The 19,482-nt window shown below is 53.8% G+C and carries 21 protein-coding genes and 2 pseudogenes; 5 read left to right on the top strand and 18 right to left on the bottom strand.

Annotated elements, in window-relative coordinates:
* Nucleotides 1-273: 273 nt before the first annotated feature.
* From JI721_RS11060 to JI721_RS17290, 15 genes and pseudogenes are all read right to left on the bottom strand, one after another.
* A complete protein-coding gene (locus JI721_RS11060; protein ID WP_274457816.1) occupies nucleotides 274-873 on the bottom strand; it encodes a GNAT family N-acetyltransferase in 600 nt (199 codons plus the stop codon).
* A gap of 283 nt (nucleotides 874-1,156) precedes the next feature.
* A complete protein-coding gene (locus tag JI721_RS11055) occupies nucleotides 1,157-1,822 on the bottom strand; it encodes an NAD(P)/FAD-dependent oxidoreductase (RefSeq protein ID WP_274454942.1) in 666 nt (221 codons plus the stop codon).
* A gap of 134 nt (nucleotides 1,823-1,956) precedes the next feature.
* Nucleotides 1,957-3,723: an IS1634 family transposase gene (locus JI721_RS11050; RefSeq protein WP_274454817.1), complete on the bottom strand. Its 1,767-nt coding sequence runs from the start codon at nucleotides 3,721-3,723 to the stop codon at nucleotides 1,957-1,959.
* A gap of 191 nt (nucleotides 3,724-3,914) precedes the next feature.
* Complete coding sequence (locus tag JI721_RS11045) at nucleotides 3,915-4,325, bottom strand: NAD(P)/FAD-dependent oxidoreductase (protein WP_274454941.1); 411 nt, start codon at nucleotides 4,323-4,325, stop codon at nucleotides 3,915-3,917.
* 25 nt (nucleotides 4,326-4,350) lie between these two features.
* Nucleotides 4,351-5,013, bottom strand: coding sequence for a peptide MFS transporter (locus JI721_RS11040; protein WP_274454940.1), 663 nt, complete (start codon nucleotides 5,011-5,013; stop codon nucleotides 4,351-4,353).
* Nucleotides 5,014-5,196: 183 nt separating this feature from the next.
* A complete protein-coding gene (locus tag JI721_RS11035) occupies nucleotides 5,197-5,439 on the bottom strand; it encodes a DUF5348 domain-containing protein (RefSeq protein ID WP_274454939.1) in 243 nt (80 codons plus the stop codon).
* Nucleotides 5,436-6,236: an ExeA family protein gene (locus tag JI721_RS11030; RefSeq protein WP_274454938.1), complete on the bottom strand. Its 801-nt coding sequence runs from the start codon at nucleotides 6,234-6,236 to the stop codon at nucleotides 5,436-5,438. The genes JI721_RS11035 and JI721_RS11030 overlap by 4 nt, the downstream gene beginning before the upstream one ends.
* Entirely contained in the window at nucleotides 6,226-7,611 is a 1,386-nt protein-coding gene (locus JI721_RS11025) for a DDE-type integrase/transposase/recombinase (RefSeq protein ID WP_274454937.1), read from the bottom strand. Before JI721_RS11025 ends, JI721_RS11030 begins: the two co-directional genes overlap by 11 nt.
* A gap of 92 nt (nucleotides 7,612-7,703) precedes the next feature.
* Nucleotides 7,704-8,084, bottom strand: coding sequence for a hypothetical protein (locus JI721_RS11020; RefSeq protein WP_274454936.1), 381 nt, complete (start codon nucleotides 8,082-8,084; stop codon nucleotides 7,704-7,706).
* A gap of 51 nt (nucleotides 8,085-8,135) precedes the next feature.
* Nucleotides 8,136-8,354 (bottom strand): annotated as a pseudogene (locus JI721_RS17295) (hypothetical protein); the annotation flags it as partial.
* 254 nt (nucleotides 8,355-8,608) lie between these two features.
* Nucleotides 8,609-9,430, bottom strand: coding sequence for an ExeA family protein (locus JI721_RS11015; protein ID WP_274454935.1), 822 nt, complete (start codon nucleotides 9,428-9,430; stop codon nucleotides 8,609-8,611).
* Nucleotides 9,427-10,809, bottom strand: a complete 1,383-nt coding sequence (locus JI721_RS11010; protein ID WP_274454934.1) for a DDE-type integrase/transposase/recombinase — start codon at nucleotides 10,807-10,809, stop codon at nucleotides 9,427-9,429. Before JI721_RS11010 ends, JI721_RS11015 begins: the two co-directional genes overlap by 4 nt.
* A 444-nt stretch (nucleotides 10,810-11,253) precedes the next feature.
* Nucleotides 11,254-12,069: an IS3 family transposase gene (locus tag JI721_RS11005; protein WP_274454933.1), complete on the bottom strand. Its 816-nt coding sequence runs from the start codon at nucleotides 12,067-12,069 to the stop codon at nucleotides 11,254-11,256.
* 50 nt (nucleotides 12,070-12,119) lie between these two features.
* Nucleotides 12,120-12,407 (bottom strand): transposase, encoded by a 288-nt coding sequence (locus JI721_RS11000; protein WP_026975887.1) that lies wholly within the window; start codon nucleotides 12,405-12,407, stop codon nucleotides 12,120-12,122.
* Between the two features lie 11 nt (nucleotides 12,408-12,418).
* On the bottom strand, nucleotides 12,419-12,811 hold the full coding sequence (locus JI721_RS17290) for a DUF6431 domain-containing protein (RefSeq protein WP_407654021.1): 393 nt from the start codon (nucleotides 12,809-12,811) through the stop codon (nucleotides 12,419-12,421).
* A 213-nt stretch (nucleotides 12,812-13,024) separates the two neighbouring features.
* Between JI721_RS17290 and JI721_RS17285 the strand changes: the two genes are divergently transcribed.
* From JI721_RS17285 to JI721_RS10985, 5 genes and pseudogenes are all read left to right on the top strand, one after another.
* A complete protein-coding gene (locus JI721_RS17285) occupies nucleotides 13,025-13,237 on the top strand; it encodes a transposase (protein ID WP_407654110.1) in 213 nt (70 codons plus the stop codon).
* A gap of 238 nt (nucleotides 13,238-13,475) precedes the next feature.
* On the top strand, nucleotides 13,476-14,429 hold the full coding sequence (locus JI721_RS10995) for an IS110 family RNA-guided transposase (protein WP_274454932.1): 954 nt from the start codon (nucleotides 13,476-13,478) through the stop codon (nucleotides 14,427-14,429).
* Nucleotides 14,430-14,872: 443 nt separating this feature from the next.
* Nucleotides 14,873-15,397, top strand: coding sequence for an IS3 family transposase (locus JI721_RS10990; protein ID WP_274457813.1), 525 nt, complete (start codon nucleotides 14,873-14,875; stop codon nucleotides 15,395-15,397).
* 22 nt (nucleotides 15,398-15,419) lie between these two features.
* Nucleotides 15,420-15,464: pseudogene (locus JI721_RS17280) on the top strand (hypothetical protein); the annotation flags it as partial.
* Nucleotides 15,465-15,491: 27 nt separating this feature from the next.
* Nucleotides 15,492-15,740: an IS3 family transposase gene (locus JI721_RS10985; protein ID WP_274454931.1), complete on the top strand. Its 249-nt coding sequence runs from the start codon at nucleotides 15,492-15,494 to the stop codon at nucleotides 15,738-15,740.
* 242 nt (nucleotides 15,741-15,982) lie between these two features.
* Here the strand turns inward: JI721_RS10985 and hpaI are convergent, their stop codons facing one another.
* From hpaI to hpaB, 3 genes are read right to left on the bottom strand one after another with little or no spacing between them, the layout of a single operon-like run.
* Nucleotides 15,983-16,873 carry a 2,4-dihydroxyhept-2-ene-1,7-dioic acid aldolase gene (gene hpaI, locus JI721_RS10980; protein ID WP_274454930.1) on the bottom strand — a complete coding sequence of 297 codons (891 nt, stop codon included), beginning with the start codon at nucleotides 16,871-16,873 and terminating at the stop codon, nucleotides 15,983-15,985.
* A gap of 17 nt (nucleotides 16,874-16,890) precedes the next feature.
* Nucleotides 16,891-17,886, bottom strand: coding sequence for a 3,4-dihydroxyphenylacetate 2,3-dioxygenase (gene hpaD, locus JI721_RS10975; protein ID WP_274454929.1), 996 nt, complete (start codon nucleotides 17,884-17,886; stop codon nucleotides 16,891-16,893).
* Nucleotides 17,887-17,926: 40 nt separating this feature from the next.
* A complete protein-coding gene (hpaB, locus tag JI721_RS10970) occupies nucleotides 17,927-19,387 on the bottom strand; it encodes a 4-hydroxyphenylacetate 3-monooxygenase, oxygenase component (protein WP_274454928.1) in 1,461 nt (486 codons plus the stop codon).
* Nucleotides 19,388-19,482 lie beyond the last annotated feature (95 nt).

The following is a 19,482-nucleotide window of genomic DNA, read 5'->3' as shown; positions in this document are numbered from 1 at the left end:
TCCCCACCATCTTTTTAGGATGAGCGGGAGGGGGGAATGGCCGTAGGTCAGAGGGGAGGAGCGAAGCGGCTGCCCCTGTTCGTTCTCCTTGGTGTTTCCGCAACTTAAAAGTGCAGAAAAACGCGGCGCTCCGATATACCGCATTTTGCATAACAGTACAGAATTGGACGGGCTCGTTGTTGAACTAAAGCCCCCGTTAACGACAGAGGACGAGTCAAAAGCCAAGTCTATTAGGACCTATAAAGCACACTATGCCGACTGGTCTTAAAATTCTTAGTTCGTCCATCCCTTGATGAACACCATGTGTTCAGTAGTATCAAGGTCTGGACGGTGCTGAAGACCAATCTTCTCGGCCACTCGTATAGATGGTGTGTTCGATGAACGGATCCGGGCTACCACGGGCAATTCAGGTATATGATCACGTGCCATCTGTACTGCAACCCGAGCCAATTCCGTGGCATAACCGTGGCCCCAAGCCTTAGGTGAAAACCTGTAGTAAAGGTTTAACACATCGCGCTCTCGCCAGTGATATCGCCTGATTCCCCCAACTCCGATTACATCCGATTGAGGTGGCCAGACAGCGACCCAATAACCATATCCATAAGTCAACCAGTCCTTGCGCCACTCTTCTACTTTTTCCTCGGCCTCGTTTAGGTTTTTCATCGGACCAGAAGGACGGTACCTGTTTGTAGCAGGATCGCCTTCGATCGAAAGCACAAAAGGTGAATCTTCTGGTATTGGCATCCGAAGGATTAGATTATTAGTTCTAACCTGTTCAAAGACTTTCCGAATTACAAGGTTCACAATTAATGGCCCCCCGAGCTTAGAAACACCTGTTGTGTGGAAAGTTACAGTGCTCTCTTGTCCCTCCACCTTCTTCAACTCTTCTGCCCTATAGCGCAACAAGATGTCACAAGGCTTTGCATGGATATACAGAAATCATGAATAAAATAGCGCCGCGTTTTTCTGCAAATTCGAACCACGGAAAACACCTTGGTCCTCTTGCCGTTCAGCACTCTCCCTTCCTGTATATGTATCTTTGAATATCTCATCCCCCTGCTGTTCCAGTATGCTATTCAGCAGGGAGTCCGTCCAACCCGATTTCGGGGTTAAGAGGTAGAGTAAAGCATCTGAGGCTGCTTTACTCTATCTATTTTTACTTACTTACATTAACTGGGCAGTTACTCGGAGCATATGGCTGTAGATCAATATCTTCAATGGGGTGATCTAAAGAAAGTTCGGCTGCCAGCTTGCCGAAATATGGACCCATGGTCAATCCTGATGCACCTAATCCCGTCGCAATCACCAATCCTTCATATTGAGGAATGAAGCCGAGTATTGGAATATGGTTTGGCGCCATGGGTCTGAACCCGATTCTGATCTCATGAAGTGTCCCGTCGCTGAGTCCCGGTGCCACATCCAACCCTGCATTCAGCACCTCACTTACGCCTCTGGCTGTCAGGCGATAATCAAAACCCGAGCCCGTTTCTCTCGTTGCTCCTACAACAACGCGATGATCGCTGAAGGAAAGAAGATAGTAACTTGTTTGCGGAAGCACCACCGGCCACTTTGACGTATCTTGATCGGGCAAACGAATATGGATAATTTGCCCCCTCTGGGGTTCAATCGGCAATTGCACCCCAAGCGGTTCCAATAGATATGGTGTCCATGCTCCTGTTGCCGCGATGACCCGGTCTGCCGTGATCGTCTCGGACTTGGTTTTAACGCCTGTCACTTTTCCTTCAACGGTGTATAATTCGGCCTCTTCTTGTAAATATACAGCACCGTGTTTCCTCGCTGCGTTCAATAATGCCTCACGCATCAGTCGCCCATCGATACGAGCCGCCCCCGTTACGTGTATGGCGCCAAAATCCGGGGCTAGCGTGAGTTTCCGGGTTATGTTAGCGAATGCTCAGGAACGTAAGCCCAGCAAGGGATTACGGGGGAGTCGTTGTATTACCCACCGATTCGATACTGATCCAAATTCAAAGCTTCCACAATGCGTCTTGTATCCGGATCCAGTTTACTCAGCGAGAACGATTGCCGATCCTTTTTGCTTGCACCTTTCTTTGGGTATACGGTGATGACCTGTTTGACTTCGCCCAGGATGTCCAGCATCCGATTGATGCTGATGTCGATCCCGTGACCATGCAGTTCCCGATTCAGCAGGCTGCACAAGCGAAGGGCCAGAACGCAGTAGAAGGCGTGGACCCGAATTTTTTGATCAGTCCAGTGATAGATCGGTCGAAAGTCCAGGTGATCTGCGTTCTTCATTTGTTTGAAGGCTTGCTCAATGTGATACTGCGACCGGTAAGCCGTGACAATCCGTTCGTTAGTCCAGTCGTGGTTGTCCGTGTAGAGAATTGTTTTCCCCAACTGACGTTTGCGCAGCTCTTCAAGCCGCGACAGGTCCAGCGAGAATTCCAACTGAACCGCATCCGACACGGTAGATAGCTCAACGACAAACAGATCTTTCATGAACTCTGCATGCAGAATCTGGTCGACCTGATGTTGGACGGAGCTGAGGGTGGGCTTGCGCCCTTTCCGAATCACTCCCTCCTGACGGGCCTTGAGAGTTGTCTGCAGTTCGCGCAGGCGAGTCGTGCACTTCTCGATGTTCTTTTGAATTCCCTGCAGTTGGCCTTCTTCCAGCCTGGGATTGTGGACTACAAGCACCGTCATGTCCTGACCATACGCTGGATACGTAGTGCGGTAGGCCGTGACCCCCTCGTACTTGGTGCCCGTAACCGGCACGAATTCTGCTCGGTCAATGTCCAGCAACGGTTTGCATTGGGAAAGCTTCAGGGAGCCAACTACGTGGAACTTCGTCGTTCCGGCTTGTAGCTGTTTGAGGTGTTCCGGCGAGTTGTTCCCTTTGTCGAACACAAGCGTTGGTTCAAGCTTCCGGTCGCAAATTTTTTCGAACCGCTTTTGTAGTCTTTCGACAACGTCCAGGAACTGCCTGGCATCCGGCTGGTTCCCCGCGTACACTTCATGAAAGAGCGGGACATTGAAATCCGGAGAGACCATCATGGATAAGCCGACGATCTTCAAATCGCCGCGTTTCTCTTTGCTATGGCCGCGCTGAGGCAGTTTGCTGTCCGAGTTGGTGTCCACAAATGTGAAGAAGTTTGTCGTGTCATAGATCAAGCAGTCCAGGCTCAGCCCGTAGGTTTGGACAACCTTTTGAGTAAACACATCCTCAAACTCACCAATCGCCTGTTCAGACAGGGCATTCATATGATCCCAAAAGCGTTGGCTGGACAAATGATGCGCCTTGGCTGGGATAACCCGATCCAGGCATGTTTTCGTGAACCATGCAGCAATCTTGCTTTTGCTTGTGGGATCCACCGCTCGATTGATCGCAGCAATGAGCATGTATTCTCCGATGGTCAGACCCTGCGAGCGCTTGGGAGCTACCTGATTGATGAGTTCCACGACACCCAGTCGCTTGGCCAAGTCATACAGTGCCATGACAGATCCAAACTCAAGGACAATGCTGTACTTGGGTTGGTCCAGATCAGATGGTGCATCCATGGCTGCAGCGATGTGCTCCGCACGGCCCAGATACTTCTGGCGTACGATGCGAGGCTTCCCGTCGACACGGGCTGATTCCACGAGGTAGTAATACACTTGGCCCTTCTTCTTCTTTTTGATGATGGAAGCCAGGTCAATCGCCACCTCTACAGTAGGGTAATACATACATTCGACAACGAAGTCCATTCACCTGCAAACGCGGCGCAAAATAGCCAAATCTACTAGAAATATACCGCGACAAAAGTAGGGTAATACTTTTGGATGGATATTCAACCACAAATATCCATCCAACAATTGCAGTTGGGGTGCATCTTCACGGGGAGCAAATTAAATTGTGCGCTGATTTTCTCTGGAAAAAATTCTCGTAACCCGGAAACTCACGCTAGTGGCGGAAACAACTTTTGCGGTTCACCCGGCGCCAAATATGTAATATCTCCTACTTCTGGTGTCTGCTTTTTCCTTTCCATTACCCTTTTCTCGATCTCTTTTAATTCCTCGACATCCTTACTGATACCGAGCCCGCCAACAACGGCATAACCTAAATCCGTTTCACCATCGGCTTCTAATTGGGATACGAGCGTTGGATAATAGCAGGCGCTTGCTTTCGACATATCGTACCAAGCCGGATCATCCACGCGTGAAAGCCATGGACAAACTATCCCCGCACCGGCAGCGGTCGCTTGTCCTTCATGTTTTTTATCAACGATAACGACTTCTGCACCCTTTAATGCTAAATGATAAGCCGCGCTTGCTCCCACGATACCTGCTCCTAATACGACAACCTTCATTTTCACCAGTCCTTTCTTACGTGAATTAGTCTATTCCCCGCATCATGTGATGGATTCTTGGCGCGAAGAAGAATAAGATAACACCTAAAATCATGATGATCCCGCCTACAAGACCAAAATAGCTGACCTCCGTAGCCGGTTTGAAAAGCGGCACAATCTGAGCATTAATCCCTTGCGCCGTAGCGTCGGAAATCAACCATAAACTCATGGTTTGTGCCGAAAAAGCTGCCGGCGCGAGCTTCGTTGTGGCCGATAAACCAACCGGAGACAAACACATAGCACCGACGATAACCAAGAAATAACTTGCCACCAGCCAGAACGGACTTGCCTTAACATCAGTGCCAGATAAAAGCGAGGGCAGGGTTAAGATTAAAAATGACAGTCCGGCAAAAACGAGCCCGAAAGCGAATTTCCGCGGCGTCTTCGGTTGTCTGTGTCCTATTTTGATCCAAATAAAAGCAAAAGTAGGCGCCAAAATGACTGTACATATAGGATTCAGCGATTGGAACCAGGACGACGGAATCATAAAACCAAAAGCATTCAAGTTCGTTCTTTGATCTGCGAATACAGCCAAAGTCGTTGAGCCTTGTTCATCGATAATCCAGAAGAACACTGAGGCGATGAACAAGAAAATATAAGCTCGAATTCTCGATTTTTCTACATCAGTAGTTCTTTGACTCGTCAACATTACAATAAAATACAAAATCGGAATAATGATCGCTACAATCGTGTGTGGCCGCTCGGATTATTTGACGGTGAAATTCCAGATGTCATTGTCACCTGGAATCGGCGCGGAAGTTTCACGCATTTTGTCGGCCTTTGAATAAATAAAGGGGGCCGCCTTAGGCGACCCTCCTGCCAACGTGCTCGTCTAGAAGTATATCCACCTCGCAGTGTAAGTTCGGTTGCGCATCAGCACGAATGCGTCACTGCGCTGGTCGTCTTCGTGGAAGATCGCGTACCATCCCTCAGCACACCACTCTATTCTCGCGTAGTAATATCTGTCGCCGATCTCGATTTCAATCGGGTCTCCGCAATGCAAGTCATGTTCATCTTGTTCATCTGCAAAGTACCATCGGTCCCGCAGTGAACTGAATCGTAGATTTCCCGTCATGAGCCGCTCACCTCCATCCATGCCCGCTCCACATGACTGTTATCAACGACGCTGTGTCCCAACGTTGCAGCGTCGATCAGCGCGCCACGACACAGTGTGTTAATCAACCGGGGATTACCTTGGCTGGTTCTCGCAATCAACTTCACGGCATCAGCTGAGAAAATCGTTCTCTCCTGACCCACGCTCGCCAGCTGCTTCGAGACATAGTCCTGCACTTCAGCCTCGGTCAACGTCCCCATGTGGTAGCGAATTTGGATTCTCCCGGATAGTGAAGTCAGGATTCGGAGTTTCATCTTCTCCCGCAATTCTGTTTGTCCCACCAGCCAGAGGGAAATCGGCGAGAATGAATCAGCCCGAAAATTGTTGAGGAACCGAAATTCGGCCAGCATCTGCGGGTCGAGTTCATGTGCTTCATCGACGATAATCACGACTTGTTGGCCTTTTTGGTAGCTTTCTTCGAGCACCTGGTGAACGAGCGCCTGGTTATCTACCTGTCGAAACCTGGGCTGGATCTGCAGACGCTCGAGAATCACGCGGTATAGTGTTTTGGGCGTAAGTCCGGCGTTGGCGATATACATGAACTTGTATTGGCTCTCATCCATTCGCTTCATCACAGCGCGTACGGCCGTTGTCTTCCCGGTCCCGGTGTCCCCGGTTACAAGTGCCATGTGGCGGTGTTCCGTCGCGTAGATGAGCCTTGCAGAGAGCTCGCTGTGACCGTGAAACGCCACCAAGCGTTCGACCGGGATGTCACGGTCAAAAGGCTCCTGAGCGAAGCCAAAGAACTCAGTCATCATGAGATTCACCATCTTTCAGGGCACGAGCAAACGAGGTTCGCCCAAGCGACTGTTGCCTCTGCTTTTCGTGGGCTGCGGTAATCGTTTCGAGAAAGGAAATCCCTGGTTCGGTTGGTAGCTCTGAAGGTGGGGAATCGGCTTGCGTTACACGTTTGTCTGTGTGTCGGCGCATCTTCAGCGGGACGGCATTCGCGTAGTGCTTGCCCTCCAGCCATACCTGAATACGAGTGAGGTCGAAGGGGTTGTAGCGCAACGTCACGGTTCGCCCAACGAGGATGGACTCAACCTCGTACGTGTTTCCCTGCACTGAAATGCAGGCTGTCTTGTCCACCTTTGCCTTGTAGGTCCATTGAAATGCGTCTTCGAGCACATGCGGGTCCACCAACCGCAACGGACCGTGCGTGGTCAGTACGGCTGCAGGCCGTTTTTTCAACGTGCTGTGGGTTCTCTGGTGATACATTTTCTCCAGCCAGGCACGGAAGTAGCGATTGAGGTCGTCGAGATTCTGGATGGTACTGTTCTTCACACACAACTCGGCTTCCGGGCGGAAAGAGCGCTCTACGTAGCCGAAGTATCGTTCCAATTTCCCGCGCCCTTGGGGGAGAAATGGCCGGGAGTGACGAATCTCAAACCCGAGTCTGGCAGCCACCTCGCTCAACTGTTTTGACTGGTAAATCTTTGCATTGTCGCAGTAGAAGATTTTCGGCGTTCCATGCGTAGTAATCGCTTTTTTCAACGCATCCTCAAGCACCGGCAGATTCTCTCGAAAATAAAACGCGGCGTAGCAGATATAACGACTCTTATCGTCAAGTACAGCAACCAATCTGGCTACCCGCATCTGGCCCCCAGAGTTGGGGTCTGGGACGCGCAAGGAATCACAGACGTCACATTGCCAAATTTCGTGAACTTCATTGGCGGTATACCGCTGCCAGGTACGTTGCTTGCGCACTGCCTTTGTACGCTCCACCTTGGCTCTGCGCAAATGCGCGGACAGTGTGCTGCGCCGAATAAATCCTTCTGGAACGAGTCCTTCAGTCTCCAGCATCACAATGAGTTGCTCCACTGTGCGCAAGGGTTGTTCCTTACGCAAGGCCACAGCTCGTTCAATCACATGAGGGGGCAACACCCGCGGTCGGCGGTCGTCTGCCCGAAGTTGGGGAAGCAGCCCATCTACCCCTTCCTTTCGGTAGCCTGCCAAATATCGCTCTAGCGTGCGTTCCGAGAATCTTCTTTTCTCTCCGTTTGGCATCTCATGTTCCTGACTAGCCAGTTCCTCCAGCATCGCTTTTTGAGCACCACTCTCGGTTTGCCGCAATATCGGGGCAATAAGACCATAGCGGAACAGAGCGATTTGGCGTCGCGAATCATCTTGCATGTCCAGCTTCTCCTTCCCATACGAGATAGCCTCATTCTGGGGGCGGGTCCCATCCGCTCGGAAGATGGTTTTCTGTGGGATAAGCAGCGTTGTTACGGTGGAAGGGCTGGGGAGAGGCCATACGACACCCGCTTCACCGACAACGATGGGGCAAACAGGCAGACGACTTCACGCCTGAGATTCCAGAAGTCACTGCCGCCAGCCACGTCAAGCAGCACAAGCCGGTCATAATAGGTGCACAATACCGAGTCTCTGACGTTGTGGCGTAATGGAGGCAGTGGTACATCTGGCCGATGAAACTGGACAATCCGGGAGACCAAGGCGATGACTTTGGTCACCTGCCCCTGAATCCGAGTAAACCAGTTGCGGGCACATGACTCGGATAAGCAGACGCCGCATTCGGCCAATTTGGCTAGGGCAGCGTCTACCGTCAGTGTACCTGCCAAAAGGCTCACAAGAAGATCCTGGACCATGATTGTATACCGCTGGAAAGGTGCGACAAAGGATGGCAGGATTGCAAATGTCCGTTTGCAACTTGGGCACTGCCGCCGTTGTTGTAGGAAATCATGGCGCATCTCGCCTAAATCGAATGGACGACGACGGTAGTATCCGTGGACGTACGTATACGAATGTGAACAGTAAATACAAGGCACGTCGCGCGGTAGCAGCTTCTGTACAGCGAGGGCGTATTCTTCCGGGCTTACCGGATTGACAGATTTGCATTCTATGGATACGCTAGGCATACAGCGAGAGCCATTCGGCCTCGAATTAGGGAACGAAAGTAACTGGCCACCAACCGAGTACACTTACGTTACCCTGCGCAGATGGGAACGCCACCTGGGCCTACTGGGCACAGAGGGCGTTTCTGCATTTTGTAGCCGCTCACGCTGTTTGGCGGTGAATTTCTCGCCGCCATTGGCGTGCGGGTTGTAGCGTCAATCCGTCATCGTGGTGGCCGTTGTGCCGTCAATCATTTTAGGCATGGCGGAGCAGCCGATCAGCCGGCCGCCCCTCGTTGCCACTCTTGGTCCGCCAGTACTCGCTGGATGTGGGCATCTTCCACGACGTCGCTGCCTTTGGCCGCTGCATCGTACAAGGCCTGTAGGCAGATTTGGTTCACTACCCGTGGAATCCCCCGGCTTGCCCCATAAATCAAGTGCAAAGCACTGTCTGTAAACAGCGGCGCCTGCCTTCCGGTCAAACGAATCTGGTGGCGGACGTATTCAGTCGTCTCCTCTCTGGTCATCCCAGTCAAGTGGTAGACCATTTCAATCCGCTGTGAAATCGCCTCATACTTCTTCAACCGCAGTTTCCGCCGTAGCTCCGGCTGGCCAATCAAAATCAATGGGAACACAGACATGGCATCCAGCCTCTGGTTACGGACGAACCTGAGCTCCTGCAGCATTTCTTCAGAGATGTCCTGCGCCTCATCAATTACCACAGCCCACCGCCTTTCGCCGGCAAGCCCCCCAGCCTGAACCCGTTCGTTCCAAAGCTTCCTCGCACGGCTCACGGAGAAGGGATTCGCCTCTCCCAGATGCGAGAGAAGCTCCCCGTAGAACTCCCTGGGGCGCAGGCCTGGTACACAAATGTAGACGGGGAGCCATTTCATTTCGTCCAGTCCGTCCATGAGTCGGCGCATGAGCGTGGACTTTCCGCTGCCCACCTCGCCGGCCAGCAGCCCCAGTGCATTTTGCTCCAGTACCCATTCCATCCGGGCCAGAGCCTCTCGGTGTGCGGCTGTCTCGTAGAGCTCATGTCCTTCCACGTCCCGCCGGAACGGCAGCTTTTCGAATCCCCATTTCTCCTGCGGGGTCATCTTTGTTCACCACGCTTTGTGTCTGAGAATCGCAACGGGGATTCTTCCACCGCAGCCTGCTTGCGCCGGTTATCTACTGCCTGGAAAAAGGAGACGTGCTCCGACGCTTGTTTGTCGTTCTTCACTGTCGAAGCAACCCTGCGGTCATAGCGGCGAGTCATGTCTACCGGCCTTGCGTCGGACCATCGTTTGTCATCGAACCAGACTTGGATGACCGAAAGATCAAACGGGTCGTAACGCAGCGTCACTTTCTGTCTGGCCAGGTCAGCGTCCACCTCGTAGGTGTTGCCCATCAGGGAGACACATGCGGCCTTATCTGCTGTGCGCTCCTCCTCCCAGAGAAATATATCCGTCAGTTCCACTTCTGAAACCCGCTTAGGGACCCGGTTGCTACTGGCGGCCCTTTCCTTTGGTGGTATTCCTGTGCTGCCATGCTTGCGCAGGTGGTAATACCCATCCACCCAGGCCCAGAACGCCTCATTGAGCTGGTCGAGGGTCCGGATATGTCCAGCTTCCACTTGCTCATAGGCCTCTGGAATGAAGCTGGTGTCGAGAAAACGGAATATCCGTTCAATTTTCCCACGACCCGCAGGGCGGTAGGCTTTACTGTGGGAAAGGTGAATCCCAAGTCTCCCGCAGATACGTTGCAAATGCTGGGACGAAAAGACTGCACCGTTGTCCACATACAGTTGTTCGGGGATACCGTAGCGCAAAATCGCCTTCTTTAGGCTGTCCTCCAGGCGTGGTAACTGCTCATCCCAATAGAATTGCCCATGGACAATGAGCCTTGAATAATCATCGAGGATGGCAAACAGAATCGTCTTTTTCTTACGCTCCGGGTTACTTGGGTCGGGCAAGTACAGCGCATGCTTAAAATCCGCCTGCCATAATACATGCACGTCTTCCGCCTCAAAGCGCCGGTAACCCCGGTCATCGGAGCGCAGCAGTTCCTTGCGGCTTGCTCCCAAACGTCGTAAATGGCGAGCCAGAGTGCTTTGCGCAACCGTGTCCGGCTCTACCATACCGCTCTCCTCGAGCAAGAGAATGATCTGTTCCACACTGCGCTCGGGCCGCTCCTTCCGCAAGGCCACCGCCGTTTGAACCACCTCGTCTGGTAACCGGTGACTTCCCTTATCACTGCGGGTCTTCGGCATCAGCGCATCATATCCGCCCTTCCGGTAGGCCTCCAGCCATCGTTCCAAAGTTCGCACGCTGAGCGTCGTTCTGGTCGTACCAGGGATCACGTACGATTGTTGCACCATCCGCTCGAAATAGGCACGCAATTCCCCTGGAGACAGCGGCGTTTGTCGGCTCACAATGGGCGCAATCGTCCCGTATCGAAACGCCGCAATCTCCTTAGCCAACTTCCTTCGGTCCATTACGCCATCTCCTCTCTCCAGAATCGGTACAATCCTATTCTCGGACAGGAGTGGCTGATTGCTCCATAGACATAAATTGTGGGCTTGGCTATGCCATGCTGGACGACTGTGACTGGCGGAGCCGGTACAGGCCGTGAAAGAGACCAATGTTCACTTTGCTTGGCGAAAGCTCCATCCAGATCTGTCGCCAGTATCTCAGGCGGTGGATTGGCCTGTCCCGTCCCCGTGGCATACGGATGGAGGGATGAAGTGAGATCACATGCTCCCAGAACTGGCTGTCAAGCTCGTCCATATACCCCTGCCAGCGCTTCATCCACCGCCACACCGTGCGACCGCACAGCGGACCAACCGGGGCAGGAAGCGTATTGAACCCCACATTGTCAAGACAGATGGGATGGCTTTTAAGAAAGAGATGATAGATTTACAATTCAGATAAAAACCGTCTCACGCTGCGTTCTGTTGCATTTTCCAGTTTCTGAATTCCGACGGTGACCGATAACCTAGTGCGGAATGAGGTCGGTCCGTGTTGTAAAAGTGAATGTATGACTCGATCGCCGCTTTCGCCTCGGTAAAGCTGCTGTATTCTTGCAGCCAGACCTCCTCCTCCTTCAGCGACCGGAAGAATCGCTCGATGTATCCGTCAGCATCGGGGTTGTTGTAACCCGTCCGCTCGTGGTTGATTTGGCAGGCCTTCATCGCTTGAATGAACCGTCGACTCGTCATCTGGCAGCCATTGTCGGTTCGCAATGTCAAACCGGCACCTTGAACGCCGTTCGGGAAGCGATAGTTCAGTGCCATATCCACAGCCTTCAGCAGGTCCTCTGTACGGCAGAACCGGGAAAACGAGTACCCCACAATCTCCCGGTCATAAGCATCAATCACGGCAAACAGATATCCCCAGCCGTCTTTCCCACACCACACCTTCGTCATGTCGCACTGGAAATGCTCGTTGGACCTGGTGACCGGTATCTTCCCTCGCCGTTTCGCTCGTGAAGCGCCCCGCCTCGGAGTTTTCACCAGCAGCCCCATTTCCTTCATCAACCGGTACACCCGCTTATGGTTCACCCGCAGGTTGTATCGGCGACGCAGCATGACTTGGATTCGCCGGTATCCGTACGTGGGGAATTCTTCGCACAGTTTCCGAATCCACTGTTTGACCAGAGCGTCCTTGTCCACAGAAGGCCGCTTCGGTTTTGGCACAGGCGGCTTCAGCAAACTGTAACAGTACGTCCGGTTCAGCCCGAATGCTCTTGCAATCACTGGGACCGGAAAGCCTTCTTTGGCGAGCTGACAGACCAAAGAACGGCTATTTACTTCCGGCCCCAATTCGATTTTTTTCGCAACACATCCACCTGCATCGTGAGTTCACCGATCTTAGCCCGAGCCTCCTGCAACTCTTTCTCCAGCTCCTGCTCCCTCGTAGAGGGTCCGGACTGAAGCCCAGCCCGTCCACCAGTCAGGAACGCTTCACGCCACCTGTAATACAGACTCTGGGCCACGCCATGCCGCCGACATACCTCGCTGATATTCGCACCGGGCATCATGCCCTCGAGCACGATGTTCATCTTCTCGTCCACTGTCCACTTACGTCCCGGCATCATAAACACCTCTACTTCATCTTAACCCATCCCTTCTGTCTGGGTTGACTCTGGGGCCAGTATAGGAAGGACCTTCGCTGCTTCCTCCAGGGATTGCTCATCATCCGCATGGTACAGACGAGTTCTTGAACATCCCAGACAAATCGCTCATAACGACCGACGAAGCTCGGCAATACACTGCATGTTCGACGGCAATCCGGATTTGCGCATCGGAACCGAAACACCTGAATACGCCAAGACTTCTCCTCTGCCCACACACTCCGGACATAGCTGCCATGACCATGCAGGACGATATGCCCGCAACGATCACAGGACGGGGGACGCACCCGATCCAGGGCGGGATCCTCACAAAATCGCAAATAGGACTCGACGTTAGGAAAGGGAATGGTATAAAATTGGGACATAGTTCAAATACGGGCACGGGAAAACCGTGACCTCGCAGAAGAAGAGGCCGAGGCGCCAAACCTTGCAGGTCTCTTCTTCTTTTACGCCTCCTTGCTGTTAGGCTATAAGGGTGGACACAGCGAATCGAGGATGTAAGAATAAGGTGATTCGAGGTGAGCCACGTGACGAGGAAATATGATCGGGAGTTCAAGCTCCACGCGTTACAGTTGCCGATGGAGAACGGGAAGACAGCGACCCAGGTGGCCCGAGAGTTGGGGGTATCACAAAAGACGCTGTATGGCTGGATTTCCAAGTATCGAGAGGATTCATCAGCCCCGTTTGTAGGGAGCGGAAATCTGAGGCCAGAAGCAAAGGCGCTGCGTGATCTGGAGCGAGAGAATCGGGATTTGAGAGAGGAGAATGCAATCTTAAAAAAACGCTCATGACCCTTTGGGACGCAGGCTATGATGAAAATGGTCATGGCTTTTTTGTTTGCGAAGAATCTCGCATAATAGGATTGAATCCGACCAGTTCGGTTCTGCTTTGTGGTGGTCTGACCCCGATAAAAAAACTGAATGGACAACCCTCGAAGCACAGGATATTGGACCGAGAGTCCGGGTAAAAAATCTTCATACGTCGGGTTGTCTTCGGATTCATCACTTTGTGACGCGGAGGTGTCACGCAATGATGGAAGCGATCCTCGAACGATGCGCCGGGCTAGACGTCCACCAGGAATCCGTAGTTGCATGTGTACTTACGGGTCCGTTGGACCGTTCCCCTAAGTCTGAGACCCGAACGTTTGGCACGATGGTGGAGGACCTACTGGCGCTGGCAGATTGGCTGAACGAAAGCGGCTGTACGCATGTCACCATGGAGAGCACGGGGGTCTATTGGAAACCCGTATGGAATGTGCTCGAGGCCTTCGACTTTGAGTTACTCCTCGCAAACGCGCACCACATCAAGAATCTCCCTGGTCGCAAGACAGACATGAAAGACGCAGAGTGGATTGCCAAACTTCTTCGGTCTGGTCTCATTGAAGGTAGCTTTGTCCCCTCCCAAGAAACGCGCGACTTACGAGACCTCACTCGGTATCGAAAGAAGCTCGTCCAGGATGCGACCTCGGAGAAAAACCGCATTCACAGACTCCTACAGGATGCCAACATTAAGTTAACCACGCACATGTCAGACATCTTCGGAGTGTCCGGACGAATCCTACTCCAGAAGCTCATCGATGGTGAAGTCATTACACTGGAGTTCCTGGACTCGGAGATGAAAGGCGCTCTACGGAGCAAATCTGCCAAATTACTGCAATCACTCAACGGACGTTTTCGCCGACACCACCGGGACATGCTGCGATTTTCTTATGAGCATCTCCAGTTCATTGAAAGAGCTATTCTCGAAGTCGAGCTAGAGATCCGTGCTCATATAACGGACAAGCAGGAGGCTTTTGACCTCATCACGACCATACCCGGGATTAACGAGAATGCGGCTGCCATCATTCTAGCTGAGATTGGCACTGACATGGACCAGTTCGGTGGTGACAAACAATTGGCAGCTTGGGCAGGCCTCAGTCCAGGAAATCATGAGAGTGCGGGTAAAAAAAACGGGTCAGGTCACGGAGCGGAAACAGCGCTCTAAAAGCAGTGCTGTGCGAATGTGCCTGGGCAGCAGCGCGAACGAGGAACACTCGCTTATCCGCCCGTTACTGGTTATGGGTTCGTAAGATGGGCGTCAAGAAGGCACTTGTAGCTCTTGCTCACACACTGCTTCGAATTGTGTACCACATCTTGCATCGTAAACAACCATATACGGAACTTGGCCCAGATTATCTAGACGGTTACAGACAGCGCAGTGAAGAACGTCGTGAAGCGGACATGATTCGTAAGCTAGAGGAGAAAGGGTTCGTGATCTCCAAACTGTGATTTCCCAAGTCGTCACCCACCACTTGCCAAGAGACTGCATAACCCAGCCTCTATTCCCGTATGCCCATTTCTTGACTGGAGGTTTTCGCATTCGCGGACTCATTTTCGTAAAAAAGCAGTGCGCATCTTCACGAACGACCGGAAGTAAGGTACCAATTCATCCACAGATACCGCTCCAAGTTTCCGGTTGAGAAGATGTGCAAAGTGTTGGGAGTATCTCGGAGCGGTTACTACGCGTGGCGCGGGCGTCCAGAGAGTGAACGGACAAAGCGTCGCAAACGAATCACCAAGCGGATCTATCAAGTGTTCGTGAAATCCCGCCGGCTGTATGGCAGCCCGAAAATTACGCAGGTCTTACGCCAAGAGGGCGAACGCATTAGTCAGAAGACCGTTGCCAAGATTATGCGGGAGAATGAACTCAGGAGCCGTACCGTGCGCACATACAAAGCGACCACGTACTCGAACCACGATTATCCTGTTCAGGAGAACGTGCTCAATCAGGAATTCGTGGCGGAGCGCCCCAACCAGGTGTACATGGCAGACATTACCTACGTGCCGACGGCTGAGGGATGGCTCTACGTGGCGAGCCTGATGGACTTGTACAGCCGTAAAATCGTTGGCTGGCGTGCAGATTCGCGGATGACCAAGGGAGCTGTGCATCGCAGCGCTGGAGCAGGCGTATGAGCGTCAGAGGCCGACAGAGCCCGTGTTACATCATTCGGACCGTGGAAGCCAGTATGCCTCTCACGACTACCAGGACAAGCTGCGAGAGTACGAGATGTCTGGAAGCATGAGTCGCAAGGGAAATTGTTTTGACAACGCGTGTATCGAGTCGTTTCACAGCGTACTCAAGCGTGAGCTTGTATATCTGGAAAAGTTTGAGACTCGAGAGCAAGCAAAGAAGCGGATTTTCGAGTACATCGAAGTGTGGTACAACCGGGAGCGCATTCACTCATCGACGGCTTACATGTCGCCGGTTGAATATGAAAGAAGATATTTCCAGGCGCTGAGAGAACAAGTGAGCTAGATGAACGAGAGGCCTTATGTCGGAATATTAAAACTTACATATTCTCTGTTTTGGGGTGTCCATGCTATTGACTTAATACCATCCTTCAGATTCCACCTCGCGGTGGACACCCTTGCTCTTGGCTAACGGTAGGTATGTCGCCAACCCCCGTTCGGGACTTGCACCCTAGAGAGACCGCCCATGCCGGGCGTACTAAGAGACGGCGGTCGCACACCGGCGACCGCCCCCTCTGCACAAGAGGTTTACTTCAACAAACCGTACTTCTCCAGGACACCGCGCAGCTTCGTCTGCATCTCGTCGGACGGCAACGCAAGCGGACTGCGGACCACCGGCCGAATCTGTCCGGTCATCCCCATACAGGCCTTGAGCGGACCTGGGTTTGTCTCCCAGAACAAGGCTTCGTTTAACTCCAGCAGGTAGTAATGGAGGTCCATCGCTTCCTTCCACTTGCCCTGTGCGACGAAGTTATACAAATCAGCGACCTCACGGGGCATCAGGTTCGCGGTCGCGCTGACATGCCCCGCGCCTCCGAGCGCCAGCATCGGGTAGCACAAGAGCTCGATGCCGGAATACACCAGAAAATCCCTGCCCACTTGATGCAGGACGTGGCTGACCTGCTCGAAGTTCTTATTGGACTCTTTGACGCCGATGATGTTCTTACAATCCCGGCGAAGACGCGCCATCGTGGACGGCTCCATGTTGACCCCGGTGCGGCCGGGGATGTTGTAAATGATAATCGGGATGTCGACGGAGTCCGCCACCTCCCGGAAGTGGCGGTACAGACCTTCCTGGGAGGGCTTGTTGTAGTAAGGCACAATCACCAGTGCCGCGTCGACCCCGATTTTCTCCGCGTGCTTGGTCAAGCGCAAGGTTTCCGCGTGGTTCGTCGATCCGGTGCCCAGCACGGTAGGGACGCGGCCCTTGACCTGGTCGACCGCCACTTCCATCAAGTATTCGCGCTCTTCCAGAGTGAGTGAACTGGGCTCCCCAGTCGTTCCGGCGCAGGAGATGCCGTGGCTTCCGCTGTCAATCTGCCACTCAATGAGGTCCCGGAACGTCTTTTCATCAATTTCCCCATTCTCCAGAAACGGGGTCACCAACGGGACAATTGAACCACGAAACTTCTCCGTCATGCCTTGTTCCCTCCCACTCATTTTATGAAATCCTTCAGCCGTTCCACGCCGCCGGCCGCCTGCTGGTCGAACGGGCGGCCCGTCTCCAGGTCCAACACCGCCGACGCTTCCTGCCACCAGCTGTCTGGCGTTTTGTGTCCCCACAGCGTTTGCCGCCGTGGGTCGGTGCTGCTCCAGCGAATCGGTTCCATATCGGGATCGATGGTCAAGTAATCGCTCGTGTACAGTTCGATGCGGTGCCCGTCTGGGTCACGGAGGTACAGAAAGAAGGCGTTGGAGATGCCATGGCGCCCGGGTCCCCGCTCGATGTGTTCGTGCAGCGCAGCGCCGCCTAGAATGTCACAGACGCGGATGATGCTGGTCATGTCCTCCATCCAGAACCCCACGTGGTGCACCCGCGGACCGTCGCCCTTCATCATCGCCAGGTCGTGAACGCTCGGCTTTTTGTGCAGCCAAGCGGCTGACATTTCGCGCGGCTCATCGTCGGACTCGACGTACTCGGTCAGAACGAAGCCCATCTCCTTCGTCCAAAACGTAAATGCGTTGTCGAAGTCGGGCATGAAGCAGTTGAAATGATCGATTCGGCGCACGGCCCCGCCGCGGTGCAAGTGATAGAGTTGATGGTAGGACTGAACCTGCTCCATCTGCGCAAAATACTCGACGGGGAACCCGAACGGGTCCTGCACGAGCAGCGCCCGCCCCTGCCCGCGCTCTTCGCCCGCCTCGCGCCAGCGCGGCCGGCAGCCTCGTTTCACATAAAATTCATAGAGGTTCTCCAGGTCGTCGTCGCTTTCCACGCGGAAGCTGAGATGGGCCACGGTTGGCACATCCGCCTGGGTCAACACCAGGCTGTGGTGCACCCGTTCCTCCACACCGCGCAGAAAGAGTTGGTTCGGCGTCTCCTCGGTCACCACAAACCCCAGCATGTCGTAAAACGCGCGGGACCTTTCCAGATTGGTCACATGCAGCTCCGCGTGCGCACAGCGGAGAATGTGAAATGGATCGTACGCCATGCCTGTTTCCTCCCTTCTCAACTTTTCAACGGCGGTATCCTCAACAGTCGTACGGGTCGTCTCGATGCAGCAGCGCTTTGACGCGCTCCACCATGGGCGACTTGTCATACGTGCTGTAGTACACACTCGCCATGCGCACCGGGTCGCCGAAGAAGTAGCGTTCGTAGAGGACCTGCCGTGATCCGAACGCGCTGAGCGATGCGTCCCAGGCCAGCCGGAAGAGGCGCAGGCGCTCCTCTGCCTCAAGGTTGCGCGCGACTAGGTACTTGTCGATATCGGGCCGGATGTCGCTGTGCAAGTCGGCCTCTTCGGGAATCGCCATCAAACCGCTTGCGCCGAGCAGCTGAATGATTTCGACCAGGCGCGGGTACGTCTTCGGGAAGATGTGCCGGGCGGCGTTCAGCGGTGCCCAAGCCGGTGTCATGACGCCCCATTCGTCGACCGCCGCATCCGCCTCCGACGCCCGCACAAACGCTTTCATCGTCTCCACGGCCAAGGCGATTTCCGCTACCTTTTCCTGCACATGCTGGAACTGCCCAATGCCAATCGCATCGACAATGCTCTCCGCGATGCCGAGGATAAACTCCGCCTTGGCGATGTTCTTCTGCAGCACCTGGTAGGTCATGTGAATGGTCGCGTGGGTTTTCATGTGCAGCTCATTGCACAGTTTCGCATCCTCCAGCAGAAACACACGATCCCAAGGCACCAGCACATCGTCGAACACCACGACGGCGTCCATTTCTTCAAATCGTGATCCGAGTGGATGGTCGTAGTGCGACTTCCCATAGTCGAAGGTCTCACGGCAAATGTAGCGGAGTCCCGGGGTTGAATTGGGGATCGCAAACGCAAACGAGTACGGGTTGTCCTCCTCCGTACCTTTCAGCAGGGTGGAGGGGAAGACCATGATTTCGTCCGTGATGGGTCCCTGCGTCGCCAGCAGCCGCGCTCCGCGGATGACCACGCCCTGGCTGTTCTTGTCGACGACGTGCGCCGCCACATTTTGGTTCTCCGCCTGGCTCGCCGCCCGGCTGCGGTTGACCTGCGGGTTAATCAAGGTGTGCGTCAGGCTCAGGTCATTCTCCCGGACGTACTCGTAGTACGCCTGGATGTTGCTGCCGAACGCCGGATTGTTTTGCGCAAAGTATGCGGGCGCCTGGCTCATGGCCATCAGGGCGCTGTTCAGGTAATCCGGCGAACGGCCCATCATGCCCCCCGTCCAGTCTGCCCAGCGCTTCATCGCTTTGCGGCGCTTGACGAGGTCTTCTTTCGTCCGCGGCACCAAGAAGGTCGTGCCATAGCGAACCCCGTTTTCCTCATACGTCATCTCGTCTTGCAGCTGCGGGTCGTGCTGCATGTCGTACAGCTGCGCCATGCTGCGAATCACGTTTTTGAACGCCGGATGCTCAGAGAGTTTGCCCTCGACCTTCTTGCCGCCGATCCAGATGTCATGCGGCTGGCTGTCGAGTCGTTCGATGTAGTCTTTGCCGGTTCTAGCTCCCATGGTTTTCATCTCCCAGTCGTACGGATGGTTACGCACAAGGCGCCTTTCCTGCCTTATCGGTGGTCCGGCCCGGCCGGACCGGCCGACTTAAGGCG

The organism is Alicyclobacillus cycloheptanicus (genome assembly GCF_028751525.1).
GTDB classification, from domain to species: Bacteria; Bacillota; Bacilli; order Alicyclobacillales; family Alicyclobacillaceae; genus Alicyclobacillus_L; species Alicyclobacillus_L cycloheptanicus.
This window is presented reverse-complemented; position numbering and strand designations above follow the sequence as displayed.